Annotated in this window: 15 protein-coding genes; 4 read left to right on the forward strand and 11 right to left on the reverse strand. The window is 68.3% G+C overall.

The features are described 5' to 3' along the window. Positions 1-28: 28 nt before the first annotated feature. The 3 genes from FE263_RS02415 to FE263_RS02425 are packed head-to-tail and all read left to right on the forward strand — an operon-like array spanning position 29 to position 1,901. Positions 29-733 (forward strand): glutathione binding-like protein, encoded by a 705-nt coding sequence (locus tag FE263_RS02415; RefSeq protein ID WP_138324340.1) that lies wholly within the window; start codon positions 29-31, stop codon positions 731-733. Continuing rightward, positions 730-1,428 carry an SDR family NAD(P)-dependent oxidoreductase gene (locus tag FE263_RS02420; RefSeq protein WP_138324341.1) on the forward strand — a complete coding sequence of 233 codons (699 nt, stop codon included), beginning with the start codon at positions 730-732 and terminating at the stop codon, positions 1,426-1,428. The genes FE263_RS02415 and FE263_RS02420 overlap by 4 nt, the downstream gene beginning before the upstream one ends. After that, complete coding sequence (locus tag FE263_RS02425) at positions 1,428-1,901, forward strand: nuclear transport factor 2 family protein (RefSeq protein WP_138324342.1); 474 nt, start codon at positions 1,428-1,430, stop codon at positions 1,899-1,901. Before FE263_RS02420 ends, FE263_RS02425 begins: the two co-directional genes overlap by 1 nt. Here the strand turns inward: FE263_RS02425 and FE263_RS02430 are convergent. The 8 genes from FE263_RS02430 to FE263_RS02465 all read right to left on the reverse strand — a co-directional run bounded on the left by FE263_RS02430 (position 1,871) and on the right by FE263_RS02465 (position 13,848). Continuing rightward, positions 1,871-2,959: a CgeB family protein gene (locus FE263_RS02430; protein WP_138324343.1), complete on the reverse strand. Its 1,089-nt coding sequence runs from the start codon at positions 2,957-2,959 to the stop codon at positions 1,871-1,873. The genes FE263_RS02425 and FE263_RS02430 overlap by 31 nt on opposite strands. After that, on the reverse strand, positions 2,956-4,050 hold the full coding sequence (locus tag FE263_RS02435) for a CgeB family protein (protein WP_138324344.1): 1,095 nt from the start codon (positions 4,048-4,050) through the stop codon (positions 2,956-2,958). The genes FE263_RS02430 and FE263_RS02435 overlap by 4 nt, the downstream gene beginning before the upstream one ends. Beyond that, the gene (locus tag FE263_RS02440) at positions 4,047-5,177 is read right to left on the reverse strand and encodes a CgeB family protein (RefSeq protein WP_138324345.1); all 1,131 of its coding nucleotides are present in this window, start codon (positions 5,175-5,177) and stop codon (positions 4,047-4,049) included. Before FE263_RS02440 ends, FE263_RS02435 begins: the two co-directional genes overlap by 4 nt. A 1-nt stretch (position 5,178) precedes the next feature. Then, the gene (locus FE263_RS02445; protein WP_205880233.1) at positions 5,179-6,264 is read right to left on the reverse strand and encodes a glycosyltransferase family 4 protein; all 1,086 of its coding nucleotides are present in this window, start codon (positions 6,262-6,264) and stop codon (positions 5,179-5,181) included. Between the two features lie 25 nt (positions 6,265-6,289). Continuing rightward, on the reverse strand, positions 6,290-8,305 hold the full coding sequence (locus tag FE263_RS02450; RefSeq protein WP_240758949.1) for an NAD-dependent epimerase/dehydratase family protein: 2,016 nt from the start codon (positions 8,303-8,305) through the stop codon (positions 6,290-6,292). Continuing rightward, the gene (locus FE263_RS02455; RefSeq protein WP_138324347.1) at positions 8,302-9,408 is read right to left on the reverse strand and encodes an NAD-dependent epimerase/dehydratase family protein; all 1,107 of its coding nucleotides are present in this window, start codon (positions 9,406-9,408) and stop codon (positions 8,302-8,304) included. Before FE263_RS02455 ends, FE263_RS02450 begins: the two co-directional genes overlap by 4 nt. A gap of 146 nt (positions 9,409-9,554) precedes the next feature. Further along, entirely contained in the window at positions 9,555-13,391 is a 3,837-nt protein-coding gene (gene putA, locus FE263_RS02460; RefSeq protein WP_138324348.1) for a trifunctional transcriptional regulator/proline dehydrogenase/L-glutamate gamma-semialdehyde dehydrogenase, read from the reverse strand. A 133-nt stretch (positions 13,392-13,524) separates the two neighbouring features. Then, positions 13,525-13,848: a SemiSWEET family sugar transporter gene (locus tag FE263_RS02465; RefSeq protein ID WP_171033894.1), complete on the reverse strand. Its 324-nt coding sequence runs from the start codon at positions 13,846-13,848 to the stop codon at positions 13,525-13,527. 76 nt (positions 13,849-13,924) lie between these two features. On the opposite strand from FE263_RS02465, the gene FE263_RS02470 reads away from it, so the two are divergent. Beyond that, on the forward strand, positions 13,925-14,398 hold the full coding sequence (locus FE263_RS02470) for a DUF4126 family protein (RefSeq protein WP_138324350.1): 474 nt from the start codon (positions 13,925-13,927) through the stop codon (positions 14,396-14,398). Here FE263_RS02470 and FE263_RS02475 read toward each other — a convergent pair. From FE263_RS02475 to fabG, 3 genes are read right to left on the reverse strand one after another with little or no spacing between them, the layout of a single operon-like run. Beyond that, positions 14,385-16,268 (reverse strand): hypothetical protein, encoded by a 1,884-nt coding sequence (locus FE263_RS02475; protein WP_138324351.1) that lies wholly within the window; start codon positions 16,266-16,268, stop codon positions 14,385-14,387. The genes FE263_RS02470 and FE263_RS02475 overlap by 14 nt on opposite strands. Then, positions 16,265-17,581: an NAD(P)/FAD-dependent oxidoreductase gene (locus FE263_RS02480; RefSeq protein WP_138324352.1), complete on the reverse strand. Its 1,317-nt coding sequence runs from the start codon at positions 17,579-17,581 to the stop codon at positions 16,265-16,267. Before FE263_RS02480 ends, FE263_RS02475 begins: the two co-directional genes overlap by 4 nt. Before the next feature lies 1 nt (position 17,582). Beyond that, on the reverse strand, positions 17,583-18,305 hold the full coding sequence (fabG, locus tag FE263_RS02485) for a 3-oxoacyl-ACP reductase FabG (protein WP_138324353.1): 723 nt from the start codon (positions 18,303-18,305) through the stop codon (positions 17,583-17,585). Positions 18,306-18,314: the final 9 nt, after the last annotated feature.

Below are 18,314 nucleotides of genomic sequence, written 5' to 3' on the forward strand. Positions count from 1 at the left end.
GCCGGGCGGGCCTGACCAGGAGACGACAATGATCGACCTGTACTACTGGACGACGCCGAACGGTCACAAGGTGACGCTGTATCTCGAGGAAACCGGCCTCGAGTACAACATCATTCCGATCAATATCGGCAAGGGCGAGCAGTTCCAGCCGGAATTCCTCGCCATTGCCCCGAACAACCGCATCCCGGCCATGGTCGACCACGCGCCGGCTGGCGGCGGCGCCGCGGTCTCCCTGTTCGAGAGCGGGGCGATGCTGCTCTACCTCGCCGAAAAGACCGGACGTTTCATTCCGGCCGATCTCCGTGGCCGCGCCGAGGTGCTGCAATGGCTGTTCTGGCAGGTCGGCGGTCTCGGACCGATGGCGGGGCAGAACCACCATTTCCGCAACTACGCGCCGGAGAAGATCGCCTACGCGGTGGATCGCTATGTCAACGAGACCCACCGCCTGTACGGCGTGCTGAACCACCGGCTGGCCGACCGCCCCTACGTGGCCGGCGACGACTACACGATCGCGGACATGGCGTCCTATCCCTGGATCCTGCCGGATGCCCAGGGCCAGTCGCTGGACGAGTTTCCGCATCTCGCCCGCTGGCACGCCGAGATCAAGGCGCGACCGGCGACGACGCGCGCCTACGCGCTGGTGCAGCGGATCAATCCGGGAGCCGGCGGCGTGCGCACCGAAGAGGAACGCAAGATCCTGTTCGGCCAGCGGGCTCCGACAGGCAAGTCGTGACCCTGCCCTACCGCACCGCGCTGATCGTCGGCGCCGGTCCGGGGATCAGCGCGTCCGTAGCCCGCCGGTTGGCCGGGGCCGGTCTCAAGGTCGGCCTGGCATCGCGCGACATCGACAAGCTGGCGGCGCTGGCGGAGGAAACCGGTGCCGCCCGATACGCCGTCGACGCCACCGATGCCGCTGCCGTGGCGGACCTGTTCGCGCGCGCGGACGCCGAGATCGGCGCGCCGGACGTGGTGCTCTACAACGCCAGCGGGCGGATACGCGGGCCGATCGCCGACATCGATCCCGAAGCTGTCCGGCAGGCCATCGCGGTCTCGGCGTTTGGCGGCTTCCTGGTGATGCAGCAGGCGGTCCGTCGCATGCTGCCGCACCGCCTCGGCGCCATCCTGCTGACCGGCGCCTCTGCCAGCGTCAAGGGCTATGCGAACTCTTCCGCCTTCGCGATGGGCAAGTTCGCCTTGCGCGGCCTGGCGCAGAGTGCCGCGCGCGAACTGGCGCCACAGGGTATCCACGTCGCGCATTTCGTCATCGACGGGGGCGTGCGCAGCGAACATCGCGCCGACCCTGACGACAGGCCCGACAGCTCGCTCGATCCGGATGCGATTGCGCAGAGCTATCTCGATGTGCTGCGCCAGCCGCGCAGCGCGTGGAGCTGGGAGATCGAGTTGCGCCCCTGGCTGGAGCATTTCTGATGTCCGGGGCAAGACCGCCGCTGCCGCCCTTCACGCCGGAGACCGCGCGGCTCAAGGTGCGTGCGGCGGAGGATGGCTGGAACAGCCGCGATCCGCAGAAGGTGGCGCTTGCCTACAGCCTCGATAGCCGCTGGCGGAACCGGGACGCGTTCTTCAGCGGACGCCCGGCAATCGTCGATTTCCTGACGCGGAAGTGGCAGGCGGAGCACGAGTATCGCCTGATCAAGGAACTCTGGGCGTTCACCGGCGACCGCATCGCGGTGCGCTTCGCCTACGAATTTCACGATGCCCGCGGCTACTGGTTTCGCGCCTACGGCAACGAGAACTGGGAGTTCGACGAGCACGGACTGATGCGGGCCCGACATGCCAGCATCAACGACCTGCCGATCACGGCGTCCGAGCGCAAGTTCCACTGGGACCGGACGGCGGCGCGTCCGTCCGATCATCCCGGTCTTTCCGACCTCGGGCTGTAGCGGCACAAGGCTGCGGCGAGGGTCTCGGCTCTTGCGGTCCCGGTATGCGACGCCAGCACGATTTCTCGCGCCGTGTCGGCGATGCGCATCCGCCGGGTCTCCGACAGCTCCTGGAGAACGCGCACGACATTCTCGGTGCTGTCCGCGATCAACAGCGCCTCGCCGTCCGGAAGCAACTCATCGAGGCCGTTCCAGCGGTCGCTGATGATCGGGGTGCCGCAGGAAGCTGCCTCGAACAGCCTTACGCTGGGCGAATGGCCGGCCGCGATCATGTCGGCGCGGGTTACGTTCAGGGTATATCGCTGCGCGCCGTAGAAGCCGGGATGGTCGGATGGCGGCAGATGCTCGATGCGCTCGACATTGTCGGGCCAGACGATGCCGGCCGGATATTGCGGCCCGGCGACCACGAAACGCATCAGCGGCAGTTGCCGGGCCGGCTCCAGCAGCAGCCGCTCGAGCGCCGGCTGGCGATCGACGCTGTAGGTGCCGAGGTAGCCTAGATCCCAGCGCGCCGTATCGCTCGCGGTGGGCCTGTAGCGGAACTCGTCCACGGCGCAGTAGAAGGCGAGCGGATGGCGGGCGTGGTAGGTATTGGCGAGGCGCTCCAGCGTCCCGCCCCCGGAAAACGAAAGATACAGATCGAGCAGGGGGATCTGCCGTTTCGCCAGGTAGGCGCAGTCGCCGCGCGCGAGGCCGGCCAGCGTGACCGGCGTGTCGATGTCGTAGAAGGCGCGCGTGCCGCGAGCCTCCCGGAGCACCATGTCGAGCACTTCGATGCCGTCCGGAACATACGACCCGACGATCACCGCATCCGCCAGGGCGATGGCGTCGGCATGCTCACGGCGGAGTCCGGCGACGTCGTCGTAGAAGGCAAGCCGGCAGAAATCGGGCTCCGGCATATCCCGGTTCGACGCATACCAGGGCACGTCGCGTTCCAGGAACAGGATATCGTGGCCGAGCCGGTCGAGGCCGCGCAGCAGGGCGCGGAAGGTGGTCGCGTGGCCGTTGCCCCAGGACGAGCTCAGCGACAGGCCGAGCACGACGATGCGCAGGCTCATGCCGCGCGACCCGCGCGCCGGCTGGCGAGGGCGTCGACAAGGATGCGGTCGAGTTGCGCTCCACGGCGGTCATAGGTGTGCTCGCGCAGGACGCGCGCGAGGCCGGCACTGCCGATCGCCTTCGCCCGCCCCGGATCGAGACCGCGCATCGCCTCGACGACGTCGCGGTCATCGCGCACCACCAGGACCTCGCTGCCCGGCTCGAGAAACAATTCGAGGCCGGTCCAGGCATCGGTCATCAGGCAGGCGCCGGAACCCGCGACCTCGAACACCCGCGTCGCCGGGGAAAACCCCATCTCCGCCATGCTGTCGCGGCTGATATTCAGCACCACGCCGGCACTGGCGTTCAGCGCGTTATGCGCACCGGTCGGGACATGCCCCAGTTTGACCACGTTCTCCGGACAGGCCTTGTCGGCCCAGCCCGACCCGCCGAGCAGGATGGTCCGCTCCGGCAGTTCGGCAGCGGGGCGCAGCAGGAACGACTCCACGCGCGCCTCCCGATCCGGCAGCCGGTTGCCGAGAAAGGTGAGATCGGCGGCATAGCGCGCCTCGGGGGGTACCGGATGATGCGTCGATGGGTCCAGCGCATTGTAGATCGGGATGCAATCGCGGGCACCGAGCGTGCGATAGGCCTCGGTGACAGGCGCGCCGCCGCCATAGGTCAGCACGAGATCGAGCGACGGCAGCGCGGCGCGCAGCGGATGCGCGGGATCGTGCCGGATCTCGGACAAGGTCGCCGGTGCATCCACGTCCCAGAATACGCAGAGCGCGCCGGGATCGCGTTCGGCCAGCACGCCCGCCAGCAGCGCGTCGTCGGCGTATCCGACGCCGCTCGCCTTCACCACCAGATCGGCATCGCCGGCGCCGTTCAGCGCATGCCGCACACCCTGTGGCGAAGCCTCGTAGACCACCACCCGGCACCAGGGCGGCGGGTCGATATCGCGATGCAACTGCCGCTCGTAGGCATCCGGCTCGTAGAAGCAGATATCGTGGCCATGGGCGGCCAGTGCCCGCAATATGCCGCGGTAATAGGTGGCAGCGCCGTTCCAGTAGGAGGAGAGCAGGCTCGAGCCGTAGAACGCGATCTTCACGAGACGGTCTCGTTCGCCTGCAGGCTCCGCATGACCCGGGCCGTACCGCGCTCTGCAAGGATATGGAACAACTCGTCGACACGATGCGCACAGGTATGCTTCGCCGCAATCGTCGCGACACCGTTGCGGGACAGCTCCGCGCAAAGCTCCGCGTCGTTGTCGAGTGCGCGCAGGTGGGCGGTCATTTCGTCGCCCTCGATCGCGCGCAGGTAGTCGTGACCGGCTTTGAACAGTTGCTCGCTGTCGTTCCACGGCGCGCTCACCAGCGGGATGCCGCAGGCCAGCACCTCGAACATCCGGATCGTCGGAATGCCCGGCAGCGCTTCGACATACGGTCGGCGCGGCACATGCACGGTCATCCGGTGTCGGGCGAAGGCGGCGGGCGCGTCGGCATTGGCAATCCAGCCGGCATAGGTCAGGGACGTCGACCGTAGCGCCTGCAGCGCATGCTCCGGATAGCGCACGCCATGCACCGTGCCGGACAGATGCAGGCGGCGCGCGGGCTCGATCAGGAAGTGCTGCAATTCCTGCTCGCGTTCACCGTCCCCCCAGTTGCCGATCCAGATCAGCCCGTGCCGTGGTGCCTCGACCGCAGGGGGCCGGAACAGCCGCGTATCCGCCGCCTCGTGCCAGGTGAACACGTGCCGTCCCCAACCCTGGCGTACATAGCGCTCGCGCAGGCTTTCACCGAAGGCCAGCACCCCGTCGTAGCCGTCGAGCGCCATATCGCCGATCGCCTGCTGGTCGGAGACGCCGCGATGATGGGTATCATGGAACAGCAGGGTGAAATCGGCGCCGCCGCGGCGCAACGCACCAAGCATTGCGACGACATCCGGAGCGGTCCACTCGTGCACGATCACCACGTCCGCGCCATCGAGTGCCGCCAGGTGATCGAAGCCGTCGCCGTAGCACCGGCTGGCGAGTTCCGGAAAGTCGGTCTCGAAGCGCTCGACGGCGGCGACCCCCTGGGTGCCCTCCAGGTTGCTCCTGCTCCAGCCATCCTCCGGCTCCAGAGCCAGCGTCGAATGGCCGCGCGCCTGCAACTCGCGCAGCACGCCGCGCAGGAAATGTGCGTTGCCGTGGTTCCAGTCCGACACCAGCGAGTGGGTATAGAGCACGAAGCGCATGTCACTGGATCCTGTTCGCAAGCCGCGTACCGCGTTCCATGGTTGCCTGGTAGATCGCGAGCAGGCCATCGCGTTGTCGTGCCGGGGTGAAACCGGCGGCGCGTTGCCGGGCCGCTTCGCGCAGCTGGAGGCGTTGATCCGGGTCGGCGGCCAGTTCCGCGATGGCGTCCGACCACAACTCCGGCCGCACCGGGGATACGAATCTGGCAGCTCCCTGCCAGAGTTCGCGATAGGTCGGGATATCGGCGAGCAGCAACGCGCAACCGCGCGACGCCGCTTCCAGCGCAACCAGGCCGAACGGCTCGTAGAGCGACGGGGATGCGAAGATCTCGGCCTCCCGCATGCGTGCACGCAGCATTTCCGCCGGAAGCGTGCCCAACGTGGCGGCATGAGCAGTTGCGATGCGCGATCCGTCCGGACCGGACAGTGCACCGGCAAGTTCTATCGTCCAGGGCGAGGTCGCCGCCGCCCGGTCCAGCACATCGACATTCTTCGCAGCATCCCACCACCGTGCCGCAGCCAGCACCACCGGCCGACGCCGCGCGCCGTGTCCGTCCGCCTGCGGGCTGGTAGCATTGTGCAGCACCGCAAGCCGATCGACCGGACCGTAGACTTGCGTGATGGCGTCGGCATGGCTGCGGCTTGGCGCCACCACCGCATCTGCCCGTCGCATGCCGATCCTGTTGGCCTCGAGATGCCAGCGATACTGGTCCGGCAGCGCCCCGCCGCGTACTTCCGCCCACCAGGTGGGCAGGCAGGAATGCGACATCACCACCACCGGGACACCCTCGGGAATGCCAACCGCCTGCGAAGGCAGGTTCAGATGCAGCAGTTCGATGCCGGCGTTATATGCGATTTCCGCCAGGTGCCGGCCCACATCGGCGACCGCCTCGTGGCCATCCTGCATCCAGTCGAGATCGAGTTCGGTCCAGACAAGCTGCGTCGATGGTGCAAGCGCATCGGCCTCGGAGCGATCCGCGGGCGATGGCCCCAGCCCGACCAGCAGGCAATGGATTCCTGTCTCGTTCAACGACCGGGCAAGATCGAGCGCATGCCGCCACACCCCGCCGACCGCATCGGTGGTCATCAGGACCCGGCCGGGAAGCATCCGCTCAGGCGATCGCGAAGTGTGCCGGCCGGTCGGCGGCGTCGCCCTGCAGCCACTCCGCAAGATCGCGCAGGCCGTCCCGCCAGCCTACCCTCGCCTGCCAACCGGTCGCAGCCAGGAGCGTCCGCGTGTCGGCGACGAACCAGGGCTGGTCACCGGTGCGCCAGGCCTCGCGCTGCAGTGCGCTGCGCCGGCCGGTGAGCAGCGCGATCTCGTCGAGCACTTCCACCAGGCTGACCGCATTCGACGGGCCGCCGCCGAGATTGAAGGCGCGGCCACGAAGCGTGTCGATCGACCCCATCACGGCGCGATAGGCGGAGACCGCGTCGGAGACGTGCAGCACGTCGCGCACCTGCATGCCGTCGCCATAGAGGGTAACCGGCTCGCCGGCGAGCGCGCGCAGCAGGAAATGTGCGACCCACCCCTGATCCTCGGTGCCGAACTGGCGCGGCCCGTAGATGCAGCTCATGCGCAGGACCGCGGTACGCAAACCAAAGCTGTGCGCGTAATCCAGCACATACTGGTCGGCAACGCCCTTGGAACAGCCATACGGCGTGCAGAAATCGAGCGCCCGGTCTTCCGCGATCCCAAGCGCCCGAAGCGCCGTGTCATACGGCAGATGCTGTCGCCCGACCTGCCGCATCTCGAGGTCGGCGAGCTGGCCATAGACCTTGTTGGTGCTGGCGAACACCAGCGGTGCCTCCGGTGCGTGCCTGCGCAGCGCCTCCAGCACATTCAGCGTGCCTTCCGCGTTCACCGCGAAATCGTGCCGCGGGTCGATCAGGCTCGACGTGACAGCGACCTGCGCCGCGAGATGATACACCGCCTTGGCGCCGGTCACCGCCTCGTTCACCGCGCCGACGTCGCGCAGGTCCGCCAGCATCGGGCGCAGGTCGGCATGACGATCCTGCAGCCATGCGAGGTTTCGCTCCACGCCCGGACGCGCGAGGTTATCGAACACCACCACGTGCTCGCCATCGTTCAGCAGGGCATCAGCGAGATTGCTGCCGATGAACCCGGCGCCGCCGATGATGGCGACGTGGTCGCGTGGCGTCTGCAGGCTCGGCGCCGGCAGCGAGGTCGCAGGCTGCGGCGGCTTGACCATGCCCGCCTCGAGCAACCGGCGCAGCAGCTTGGGACGGCCCTGCGCGTCGTTGATGCCGAGATGGTAGTGGCGCGGATCGAAATAGAGACCTTCCTGCACCGGAACGTCGCGCGGAATATCCTGCCATCCGTACCAGTACAGCCGCTCGGCCGGCGCCGCGAGCGCCTGGCGAAACCGCTCGACCTGCTCGGCCTCGTCGCCGCGCCAGGTCGAGTAGCCGGTCTCGGTCAGCCAGATCTGCAGGTCGGGCTTGAAGCGATCAAGGATGGCGCGCATCGCCTGCAGATGCACCTCGAAGCCGCGCCACGTGCTGGCCTCGCTGTCCCAGGTTCCGGGGAAACCGTGGAAGCCGACCGCCGAGACCTTCCCGAGCACACCGCGCTCCCCCATCAGGGTCAGCCAGTTCGGGTCGAACGGGCACGGACCGCCGAGCACCGCCTTGTATCCACGATGCTCGACCCAGTGCGCGGCGTCGCCGATCATTTCGCAGAACAGCAGCCAGTCGTGGTCTTCGCGCCAGTCCCAGTCGAGCAGGTTGTTGGGCTCGTTCCACAGCTCGACATGCCGGAAATGCTCGCCGTAGCGGCTCAGCACGCTGTCCACGAAATCGGCGTAGTCGCGCAACCGGCGCGGTGCTCCGGTGCACATGCCGGTACGCGACAGCGAGGGCGGCGTGTAGTGCAGGCAAGGCAGCAGGTCGAAAGCCTGTCCAAGTGTCGGGATCAGCCAGTCATGCCATTCCGTGCCGCCGGGCGCCTGGTGGTCGGCCCAGGAAAGATGCGTGCGCAGGCTGGTCGCGCCGACTGCGCGCATGCCGTCGATGGCGGCCATTACACGATCATGCTCGCCGGGGCGGAACCACTCGACAAAGCCAAACGGACGCTGCACAGCAGACCCGGCCGGCAGGCTGTTCATGCCATCAATCCGCGCGCCTCGAGCTGCCTGCGCGCATCCTCGCCACGGTCGGTCGCCTGCGAGCCGCGTATCCAGGCCGCAGCCTCGTCGATGGTCTGCTCCAGCGGATGGCGCGGCTCGTAGCCGAGCAGCGTGCGCGCTCGTCCGATATCGGCGAAATTATGCCGGATGTCGCCGGCGCGCGCCTTGCCGAGCAGATGCGGCACGAGATGGGGAACATCCATGGCGTCGGCCAGCATGGTGGCGATCTGCGCGATCTCGTACGACCGCCCGCTGCCGATATTGATCACCTCGCCCGCCGCCGCCGGCACCTCCATGGCGAGCCGGAACGCACGCGCAACATCGCGGACATGCACGAAGTCGCGTCGCTGCCGGCCATCCTCGAATACCAGCGGCTGTTGTCCGTGCAGCAATCGCGCGCCGAAATTCGCCAGCACGCCGGTATAGGGATTGGAAAGCGCCTGCCCGGGGCCGAAGACGTTGAACAGGCGCAACGCCACCGCCTCGATGCCGTAGGCACGGCCCACGATCAGGCAGTTGCGCTCCTGCACGAACTTGGTGACCGCATAGACGGAAGCGAGATCGACCGGCTTGCTCTCGTCGGTCGCTACCGGATGCAGCGTGCCACCGTCCGGACCTACCGGGTCCCACTGGCTGGAACCCTCACGCATGATGCGCTTGACGTTGTCGTGGCGGCGCCCCGCGTCATCGACATACAGGCCCTCGCCGTAGACGCTCATGGAAGATGCCACCACCAGCCGGCGCACCGGCGTCGAGGCGAGGCGCTCGAGCAGCACCGCCGTGCCGAGATCATTGGCCCCGACATAGCGGGCGATCTCGTACATGCTTTGCCCGACGCCGACTTCGGCTGCCAGATGGAACACGCCGTCGACACCGGAGAGCGCGCGGTCGATCAACCCGATGTCGCGCACATCGCCCCGCAGCAGATCGACATCGCCGGGCAGCTGCGGCGCGGCATCGCCATGCACCTGGTCGATCAGGCTGTCCAGAACACGAACCTTGTGGCCCTGTGCAAGCAATTCGGCACAGAGATGGCGGCCGATGAACCCGGCACCTCCGGTCACAAGATAGTGTGCTGTCATACCGTCGGGATCTCTCTCTGCACCAGCCGCTGGCTAAAACTATCCACCAACCGGCGTACACGATCGCGGTTGCAACAGCGATAGAAGAAGATCCAGCACCTTGCAGTCAAGCGGGTGTTGGGCCAGCCGCTCCATGACAGGCCGGATCAGCCGATCGACATCAGGCTGGCATTGCCCCCCGCGGCGGCGGTATTCACGCTGACCGACTGCTCGTTGAGCAGGAACTCGAGCGGATAGATCCGCCCGTTGCCGATCTCCTCCGACGAGAACGCGAAGATCGTGAGCAGCGGCCCGTCCCTTCCGGCCATCCTGATCGAATATTCCGATAGCGCATCGCCGTGCCCCTCGAACAAGGCGACGCTCGCCGTCGCCGCGTCCGGTCCGTCCATCAGCAGGTTGGCGGGCAAACGGTCCAGCAGGGCGGCGAACTTATCAGCCGCCTCGATCACCGGCCGGTTGCCGGTCGCCAGCACGCAGGCGAGCTGGATCGCCAGCCCCTGCAGCGTCTCGGCAACGCAAAGCACCGCGCCTCGTGGCCGCAGCAGATAGACGTTTCGCTCGCCGACCGGTCCGGGCAGCGCCAGCTCGGCGCCGAGTGGACTACGGGCGGCAATGGTCCGCACCGTTGCGACGGTGCCCGCTTCCAGTCCCACGCCCGCCAGCTCGTCGCTCAGCATCTGCAGCTGCGCGGCGTATCGCACCACCGCGTCCGGCGGGTCCGACGGTGCCAGCGGGGTTGCGGCGGGCGCATGCGCCAGCAGCCGGCGCAACAGCAACGGTCCGCCGGCCTTCGGCCCGGTCCCGGACAGTCCGTGGCCGCCGAACGGCTGCACGCCCACCACTGCACCGACGATGTTGCGGTTGACATAGATGTTGCCTGCCGGCGCCCGCGCCGTGACATGCGCGATGGTCTCGTCGAGACGGGTATGAACCCCGAAGGTGAGCGCGTAGCCGGTGGCGGCGATATCCTCCAGCACCGCATCCAGCTTCTCGCGGGCATAGCGCAGCACATGCAGCACCGGTCCGAACACCTCGCCGCCGATATCCGCCACCTCGTCGATCTCGATCAGGGTGGGCGCCACGAAACTGCCTCGCGCGCACGCCTCGTCGAGCGGCAGTTCATGCACGGGATGCCCGGCGGCGCGCATGCGCTCGACATGGTCCAGCAGGGTGCGGCGCGCGCCTTCGCCGATCACCGGGCCTATATCGGTCTGCAACCGGTCCGGCGAGCCGACGCACAATTCCGCCATGGCACCGCGCAGCATGCGCAGCGTGCGTTCGGCGACGTCCTCCTGCAGGCACAGCAGGCGAAGGGCGGAGCAGCGCTGCCCGGCGGAATTGAACGCCGACATCAGCACGTCGGCCACCACCTGCTCGGTCAGTGCAGAACTATCGACGATCATCGCATTCTGGCCACCGGTCTCGGCGATCAGCGGCACCAGCTGGCCTTCCGGGCTCAGTCGACCGGCCAGGCTGCGCGCGATCCCGCGGGCGACATCGGTGGAGCCGGTGAACATCACCCCGCGCACCGAATCGTGCGCCACCAGCGCCGCGCCGATCCGGCCGTCGCCCGGAACCAGTTGCAGCGCGGCATCCGGAACACCCGCCCCGTGCAGCAGGCGCACCGCCACCGCCGCAACCAGCGGTGTCTCCTCTGCCGGCTTGGCCAGCACCGCGTTGCCGGCCGCCAGCGCCGCCGCGACCTGGCCCATGAAGATGGCGAGCGGGAAATTCCACGGGCTGATGCAGACCACCACGCCAAGCGGGCGATGCGTCTCGTTGTCGAACTCGCGCTCCAGTTGCGCCGCGTAGTAGCGCAGGAAATCCACCGCCTCGCGGATCTCGCCGATGGCGTCGGGCAGGATCTTGCCGGCCTCGCGCACCACCAGCCCGGCGAGGTTCTGCATCGCGCCTTCCAGCAGGCCGGCCGCCCGTCGCAGGATGGCGGCGCGGTCCTCCGGCGGCGTGGTGCGCCAGAGCTGCGCGCCTGCCTCCGCCCGCTCCATCAGCATCGGCAACGCCACGACCGGGGTAAGACTCGCGAACCCGATCCGGTCCATGCGCTGCGCCGGGTTGGCAATCTCCACGTTCTCGCACCGGGACGCCTCGAGGCCGGGTGCGATCGCGCTCCAGGCGTCGCCGGCGGAGGCGAGCATCGACGCCGCCAGCGATGCCAGGCGCTGCTCGCTGCTGAGGTCGATACCCTCGGAATTCAGTCGCTCGGTGCCGAACAGCGCCCGCGGCAGGGCGATACGTGGCTCGGGGCTGCCGACCGGATCGGCGGCCGCCACCCGCAGCGCCGGATCGGCGACCAGCTCCTCGACCGGCACCGAGGTATCGCCGATGCGGTTGACGAAGGAGGTGTTGGCGCCGTTCTCCAGCAGGCGGCGGACCAGGTAGGCGAGCAGCGTCTCGTGGGTGCCGACCGGGGCGTAGATGCGGCACGGCCGGTTGAGCTTGTTGTGGCCGACCACCTCCTCGTAGAGCGGCTCGCCCATGCCGTGCAGGCACTGGAACTCGTACTGGCCGACATAGAAGTTCGGGCCGGCCATCGCGTTGATGCTGGCCAGCGTGCGCGCGTTGTGGGTGGCGAACTGCGGGAACACCGCGTCGGGTGCGGCCAGCAGCCGGCGCGCGCAGGCGACGTAGCTGATGTCGGTGTGCGCCTTGCGAGTAAATACCGGATAGCCCTCGAGCCCGTCCTGCTGCGCCCGCTTGATCTCGCTGTCCCAGTAGGCGCCCTTCACCAGCCGCAGCATGATGCGCCGTTCGGCGCGCCGGGCGAGCGCTATGATCCAGTCGATCACGAACGGCGCCCGCTTCTGGTACGCCTGCACGACGAAGCCGATGCCGTTCCAGCCGGACAGCTCCGGGTCGATGCAAAGGGCCTCGAGCAGGTCGAGCGACAGCTCCAGCCGGTCGGCCTCCTCGGCATCGATGTTCAAGCCGATATCGTAGCTGCGGGACAGCAGCGCCAGCGACTTCAGACGCGGCAGCAGCTCACTCATCACCCGGTCGCGTTGCGAGCGGCTGTAGCGCGGATGCAGCGCCGACAGCTTGATCGAGATGCCGGCACCCTCGTAGATGCCGCGCCGCGCCGAGGCGCGCCCGATGGCATGGATCGCGCGCTCGTAGTCGGCATAGTAGCGCTGCGCGTCCTCCGCGGTCATCGCCGCCTCGCCGAGCATGTCGTAGGAGTGCCGGAAGCCCTGCTTCTCCAGCCGGCGGCTGTTGGCAAGCGCCTCGGCGATGGTCTGGCCGGTGACGAACTGCTCGCCCATCATCCGCATCGCCATGTCGACGCCGCGCCGGATCACCGGCTCGCCGCCGCGGCCGATCAATCGGGTCAGCGCCGCGGAAAGCCCGAGCTCGCTGTTGGTCGAGGTCAGCCGGCCGGTCACCACCAGCCCCCAGGTGGCGGCGTTGACGAACAGCGACGGCGAGCGCCCTAGATGAGCCTCCCAGTTGCCGGAGCTGATCTTGTCGCGGATCAGCGCGTCGCGGGTGGCGCGGTCGGGGATACGCAGCAGCGCCTCGGCCAGGCACATCAGCGCGATGCCCTCCTGGCTGGAGAGGTCGTATTCCTTGATCAGCCCCTCGACGCCGCCACGACCGCCCTTCCCGCGCAGGGCCGTCACCAGCGATTGGGCCAACGCATCCGCCGCTTCGGCCTGCGCCGTCGGCAGGGTGGCGCCTGCCAGCAGCATCGGCACCGCCTCCTCCTCCGGAATGCGGCAGGCGGCGGTGATGCGCGCGCGCTGCACGCTCTGCGGCTGCACGGCCTGCGCGAACTCCAGGAACGGCTGCACCGGGCGCGCCGAGGGCAATGGGCCGGGGGGCTCGGATCCTTCGGCTTCCTCGACCGCCGAGACGATCGCCTGCTTCGCGAACCAGTGCGGGGTGCGCCCCTGCGCCTCCGCCACATCGCGCAGACGCCCACGCAGCAGGTCGTCGATCTTCACCCCGATGGTGGTGGTCGGCATGGTGCACTCCTGAGCCGCCGGCACGGTTGCACCACATTTCCACGCCTGCCGAGGCTGGTGCAACCGGGATCGCGCCCTGTCCCGGCAGGGTGCAACCGGCTGCGGCCGTGCGAAGCGGCCCGCACTTGCCAGATCAGCCGCCTTCGCCGGACAGGAAGTCGGGCGTAAGGGCGTCGGCGACCACCTCCTTCTTTCTCTGTGGCAGCATCTTCATCATCAGGATGAAGGCGGACAGGCACAGGCAGATGATGTTCTGCACGATGATGGCCCACTGCATCAGCAGGAAGCCATACAGCAGCCAGGTGACGAACCCGATGACGGTGATCAGGTAGGTCTTGAGCGAGATCCCGTCGGTATTGCGCGACCGGATGATCCCCCAGGCCTGCGGCACGAAGCTGACCATGGACAGCGTCGCTGCGAACAGGCTGACGATGGTCACGACTTGAGAGGATTGCATCGACGGCCTCCGGCACGCGTTCGCAACCGGCGACCCAGCCCGGGAGTTGCATGCCGGAACAACCTGGACGAATGCCATGCTTGCCGCCTTCCTGATCGGCCTGGCGGGTGGCCAGCGAGCCATGACGCCGCTCGCCGCGGTATCCGTGGCATCGGCACGGGGCAATCTGCCGGACGATGCCTTGACGCGCGTGCTGGGGCATCCGCTGTTCGTCGCCTCCGCGCTGGTCCTGGCCGCTGCCGAACTGGTCGGCGACAAGCTGCCGAATGCCCCCGACCGGATCGTGGCGATCGGCCTGTTCGGCCGCTGCACCACCTCCGCCATTGCCGGCGCGGCGCTGACCCCCGGACCGTCCCGCGGGCGAGGTGCCATGATCGGCGGAGCGACGGCGGTGCTGGCGGCCTTCGTCGGCTGGCGTGCCCGGATGGCGATGCTGCCACGCCATGGCCAGATCCGCACGGGACTGGTCGAGGACGCCCTGGTCATCGCCTGCGCCGCCGCAGTCGCGCGCTGGCCAACCGGCGCCCGGCGGGCCGTCACCCTCGCTTAGGTGCAGACCTGTCCTGCGACGGCGCGTGTGACCGGATCATCATATCCAACTCCTGGATCAGACAGGCCCGGTCCACGCTGAAATTGCTGTAGGTCGGTATCGGGCTGGTTGGAGCGAACAGCAGCGTTGCGCTCGCGTCGTCGTCGATGCAGCCTGGATCCATGAAGCGCAGTTCGCTGCCGCCCTCCTGGTAGCGCGGGAGATGATAGATGCCGAGATCGCCACGATGCCGCAGGTTCCAGCTGTTGCTGAGCGCCAGGCCCGGGCGGTTGCATACCCAGCGATACTTGGCGAACCCGGCGCCCCAGAAGCCCACGAAGAAGGCGCAGCGTTCCGCCCAGAACAGGCTGCGCGGCACGGAAGCGCCGAACAGGTTGACGACCAGCACGGCCGAATCGCTGAAATGCTGTTGCAGCGCCCACGCCAGGCGCAGTTCGGTAAACACCGGATGCTCGTGCCCCGGCATCTGGCCGAAACTGCCGAAGCTGCTCAAGGGATCATGTCCGATGCGGGCGTTATGGCCGTCCAGGATTATGGCGACCCGGCCAAGCCGGTCGCGCAGGTGCGCGATGATGTCGATCAGCAGCGCCTGCAGGTCGACCGCTGTACGGTTCTCGACGCGCACGCCGAGCAGGATGACCGGTCGCCGCTCGTCCTCGAGCCTCGCCGCCAGAGACAGGTCGTAGGCGGTCGGGCCGGATACGGCGGCGGCGCGCCGTATCCGCGCGGCGAGCGCCAGCCCGACATGGTCGTCCAGCGCCCTCACCACGCACAGGCGGTTGCGATAGACGAAGTCTGCCAGCGTCCGTGGCCGCGCCAGCGTGCGGTCGATGCGGCCGGCCAGCTCGGGGAAGATGCAGTCCAGCGGCGCGAACACCTCGGAGCCCTCGTTGGCGTCCGGCACGATCACCAGCGGCAGATCGCGCGGTGGAACCCTGGCGACGATGCGGTCCAGCCCGGTCAGCTCGTTCCACAGGTGATGGCCGATATGCAGGCTGCCGACACCGCGGCAGACGGCGGCGAAACGGCGTCCCGTGCTCAGGAGATAGGGCAGCAGGGCGTCTGCCTCGTGCACGACATGGCCCACGAACGAACGCAGCATGCGACGCAGCCCGGCACCGTCACCGGCATGCGAGGTGAACGCGATATTCGCCGCCGGAATGAACAGGTCGGACTTCGCATCATGGAAATGCGTGGTCCCGACGTAGAACATCAGGTCGTGACGCTCGTCGAAGAACCGGTAGGCGTTGCGATGCTCGCCGATCACCAGGCTGTCGCGGCAGAACAGCATGTGCCCGTCCACCGGCGAGGCGCAGGCGATGGCGCCGGACGACATCGCCGCGATGAAATCCTCCTGCACGTTGCCGGAGAGCGTTCTGTCGATAGCCTGCAGCCGCAGGTCGCTGCCGTCCGACGCGACTATGACGAAATCCCCGCCGGGCTGCTCGACGCAGCGGGTCGGTGCGACCGCCAGGTCGAGCAGCGCGTCGATCATGCCCGCATTCAGTCCGCGCAGGCGATCCAGTGCCGCCGGCCTGCACGGCTGCGCGTCGCACAGGATCGTGCGGCACAGCGCCCACACCACCGGCTGCATCTCCGCCTTGAGCGCCAATGCTGTCGCGGACTGCAGGTCCGCCAGTCTGCTGGCGCGGTGCTCGCAGCCGGCATCGAGGATCCAGGTCGCCTCGCTTCCATCGCGATGGCGGAGATCGAGAAAGATCGTTGGCAGGAAGCCAAGGTTGGCCTGGAGCGGCGTCCAGCCAGGCTGGAATACGGCCGGCGCGCCGGCAAACTTTACGAGATCCGGTGCCCCGCCGCGGCCGGCAAGGCGCCATTCGCCATCACGATGGACGACGTCGCATGCGGTCAAGCAACCTCTTCCCGCATGGCCTGCGACGAAATTCGCGTAGCCTTCAGCAGTCGGGAAGCGCGTCGTACTCGTTCGGCTGCCTGGGCCACCCGGTATACGCACTTGAACGCCAGCACCGGCAGGGCTCCACGCAGGTCGCGATCGAGATTGCCGGCCAGCAGCGAGACCAGTCCGTCGCGCATGCGCAGCGTGTTGCGCGGCGACAGGAACAGCCCGCGCATCACCGGATCGTTGATGCGGTAGATCAGCCAGCTGATGCGGTCGATGGCACCGGCCAGCCGGCGCTCCGCCTGCCTGGCCATGACGCGGCCGCGCGCCGGATCGTCGAGCCACGCATCCGCGGTCCCGGCACCGAGTTCGCCCGCCGTCATCGCCATCAGCACGCCGGACGAGAACATCGGATCGACGAAGGCGAAGGCGTCGCCGATCAGGCAGATGTTCTCGTCCCAGGACCGCGCCGCCCGGTAGGAATAGTTGCCGGTCGCGGTTACCTCGGAACAGCGCGTGGCGCCGGCCAGCCGCGCGCTCAGCGTCGGGCTCGACGCGATGCGCGCCTCCAGGAAGTCCGCATTATCGCCGCTACGGTCACGGAACGCCGCCTGGGTGCCGACGAAGCCGACGCTGGTGACGCCGTCCGGCAACGGGATCACCCAGAACCAGCCATCCTCCGCGAGGTGGATCGAGATGTAGCCTGCCATCCCGGCTTCGCGCGGCGTCACGTCGCGATAATGCGCATACACGGAGGCGGTGTTGTTGCGCTTGTCGATGCGCCGCTCGCCGAGCCTGGGTGCGAGAAAGCTGTCGCGTCCAGATGCGTCCAGTACGTAGCGCGCGGTGATCCGGCGCGTCGCCCCGGAGCCGGACCGGATCGTCACGACACTGTGTCGCGGGTGACGCTCGATGTCGGTGGCGCGCGTACGCTGCAGGCTACGCGCGCCCGCCCTGGTCGCGTTGTCGAACAGGATCTTGTCGAACTCCGACCGCCGCACCTGATACGAATGGGTGGCGCCGCCAGCCAGCGCCAGGCGGAACGGAAACGCCACGCTGCGGCCGCAGCTGTCGGAGACGAACTCGGCGCCCGGCTTGTGCACGCCGATCGCGCGTATCTCGTCGGCAACGCCGAGGCGCTCAAGCACGGCAAGATTACGCGGCAGCAGGCTCTCGCCGATATGGAAGCGCGGATGCTCCGACTTCTCGATCAGCACCACGTCGCGGCCGCGCCGGGCCAGCAGCGCGGCGGCGGTGCTGCCGGCCGGTCCGCCGCCGATCACCAGCACGTCGCAGGCGAGATCGGGATACTCCGCGTCGTGCATGTCAGGCCATTCCGCCGTTGATGTGGATCACCTGTCCGGTGATGTAGGACGCCGCGTCCGAGGCAAGGAAGCCGACCAGTTCGGCGACCTCCGTCGGCGTGCCGGCCCGCTTCATCGGCACCATGGCTGCGATCGTCTTCGCGTCCATCGCCGCCTCGACCGCGGGCGACGCGATGATGCCGGGGGCCACCGCATTCGCGGTGACGCCACGGCTGGCGAGTTCGCGCGACAGCGAGCGGATCGCACCCTCGAGCCCGGCCTTAGCGGCACCGTAGTTGGCCTGGCCCCGGTTGCCGAGCGTCGCGGTGATCGAGGACAGCGCGATCACGCGCCCCCAGCGCGTTGCCATCATCGGCAGCAGCAGCGGCTGGGTGATGGAGAAGAAACCGTCCAGCGACACCGCCAGCACGTCGCGCCATTGCGACGCCGACATGCCGGCCAGCGGCACGTCGTCATGGGTGCCGGCATTGTGCACCAGCACCTGCGGCACGCCATGTGCGATCAGCGGCTCCAGCGCGCGCGCGGTCGCCTCGAAGTCGGTCAGGTCGCAGACCAGGGTGCTGGCCGGGTGCCCCTCGCCCCAGAGCTCGCGCGCCAGCTTCTCGGCGGCCGGCGCGTTGCGGTGCGCGTGGATGGTGACGTGCAGCCCGTCGCGCGCCAGCCTGCGGCAGATCGCGGCGCCGATCGGCGAGGCGCCGCCGGTCACCAGGGCACCCCGGCTCATGGCAGCGCC

Origin of the sequence: Lichenicoccus roseus, from assembly GCF_005844085.1 — a bacterium.
Classification (GTDB): domain Bacteria; phylum Pseudomonadota; class Alphaproteobacteria; order Acetobacterales; family Acetobacteraceae; genus Lichenicoccus; species Lichenicoccus roseus.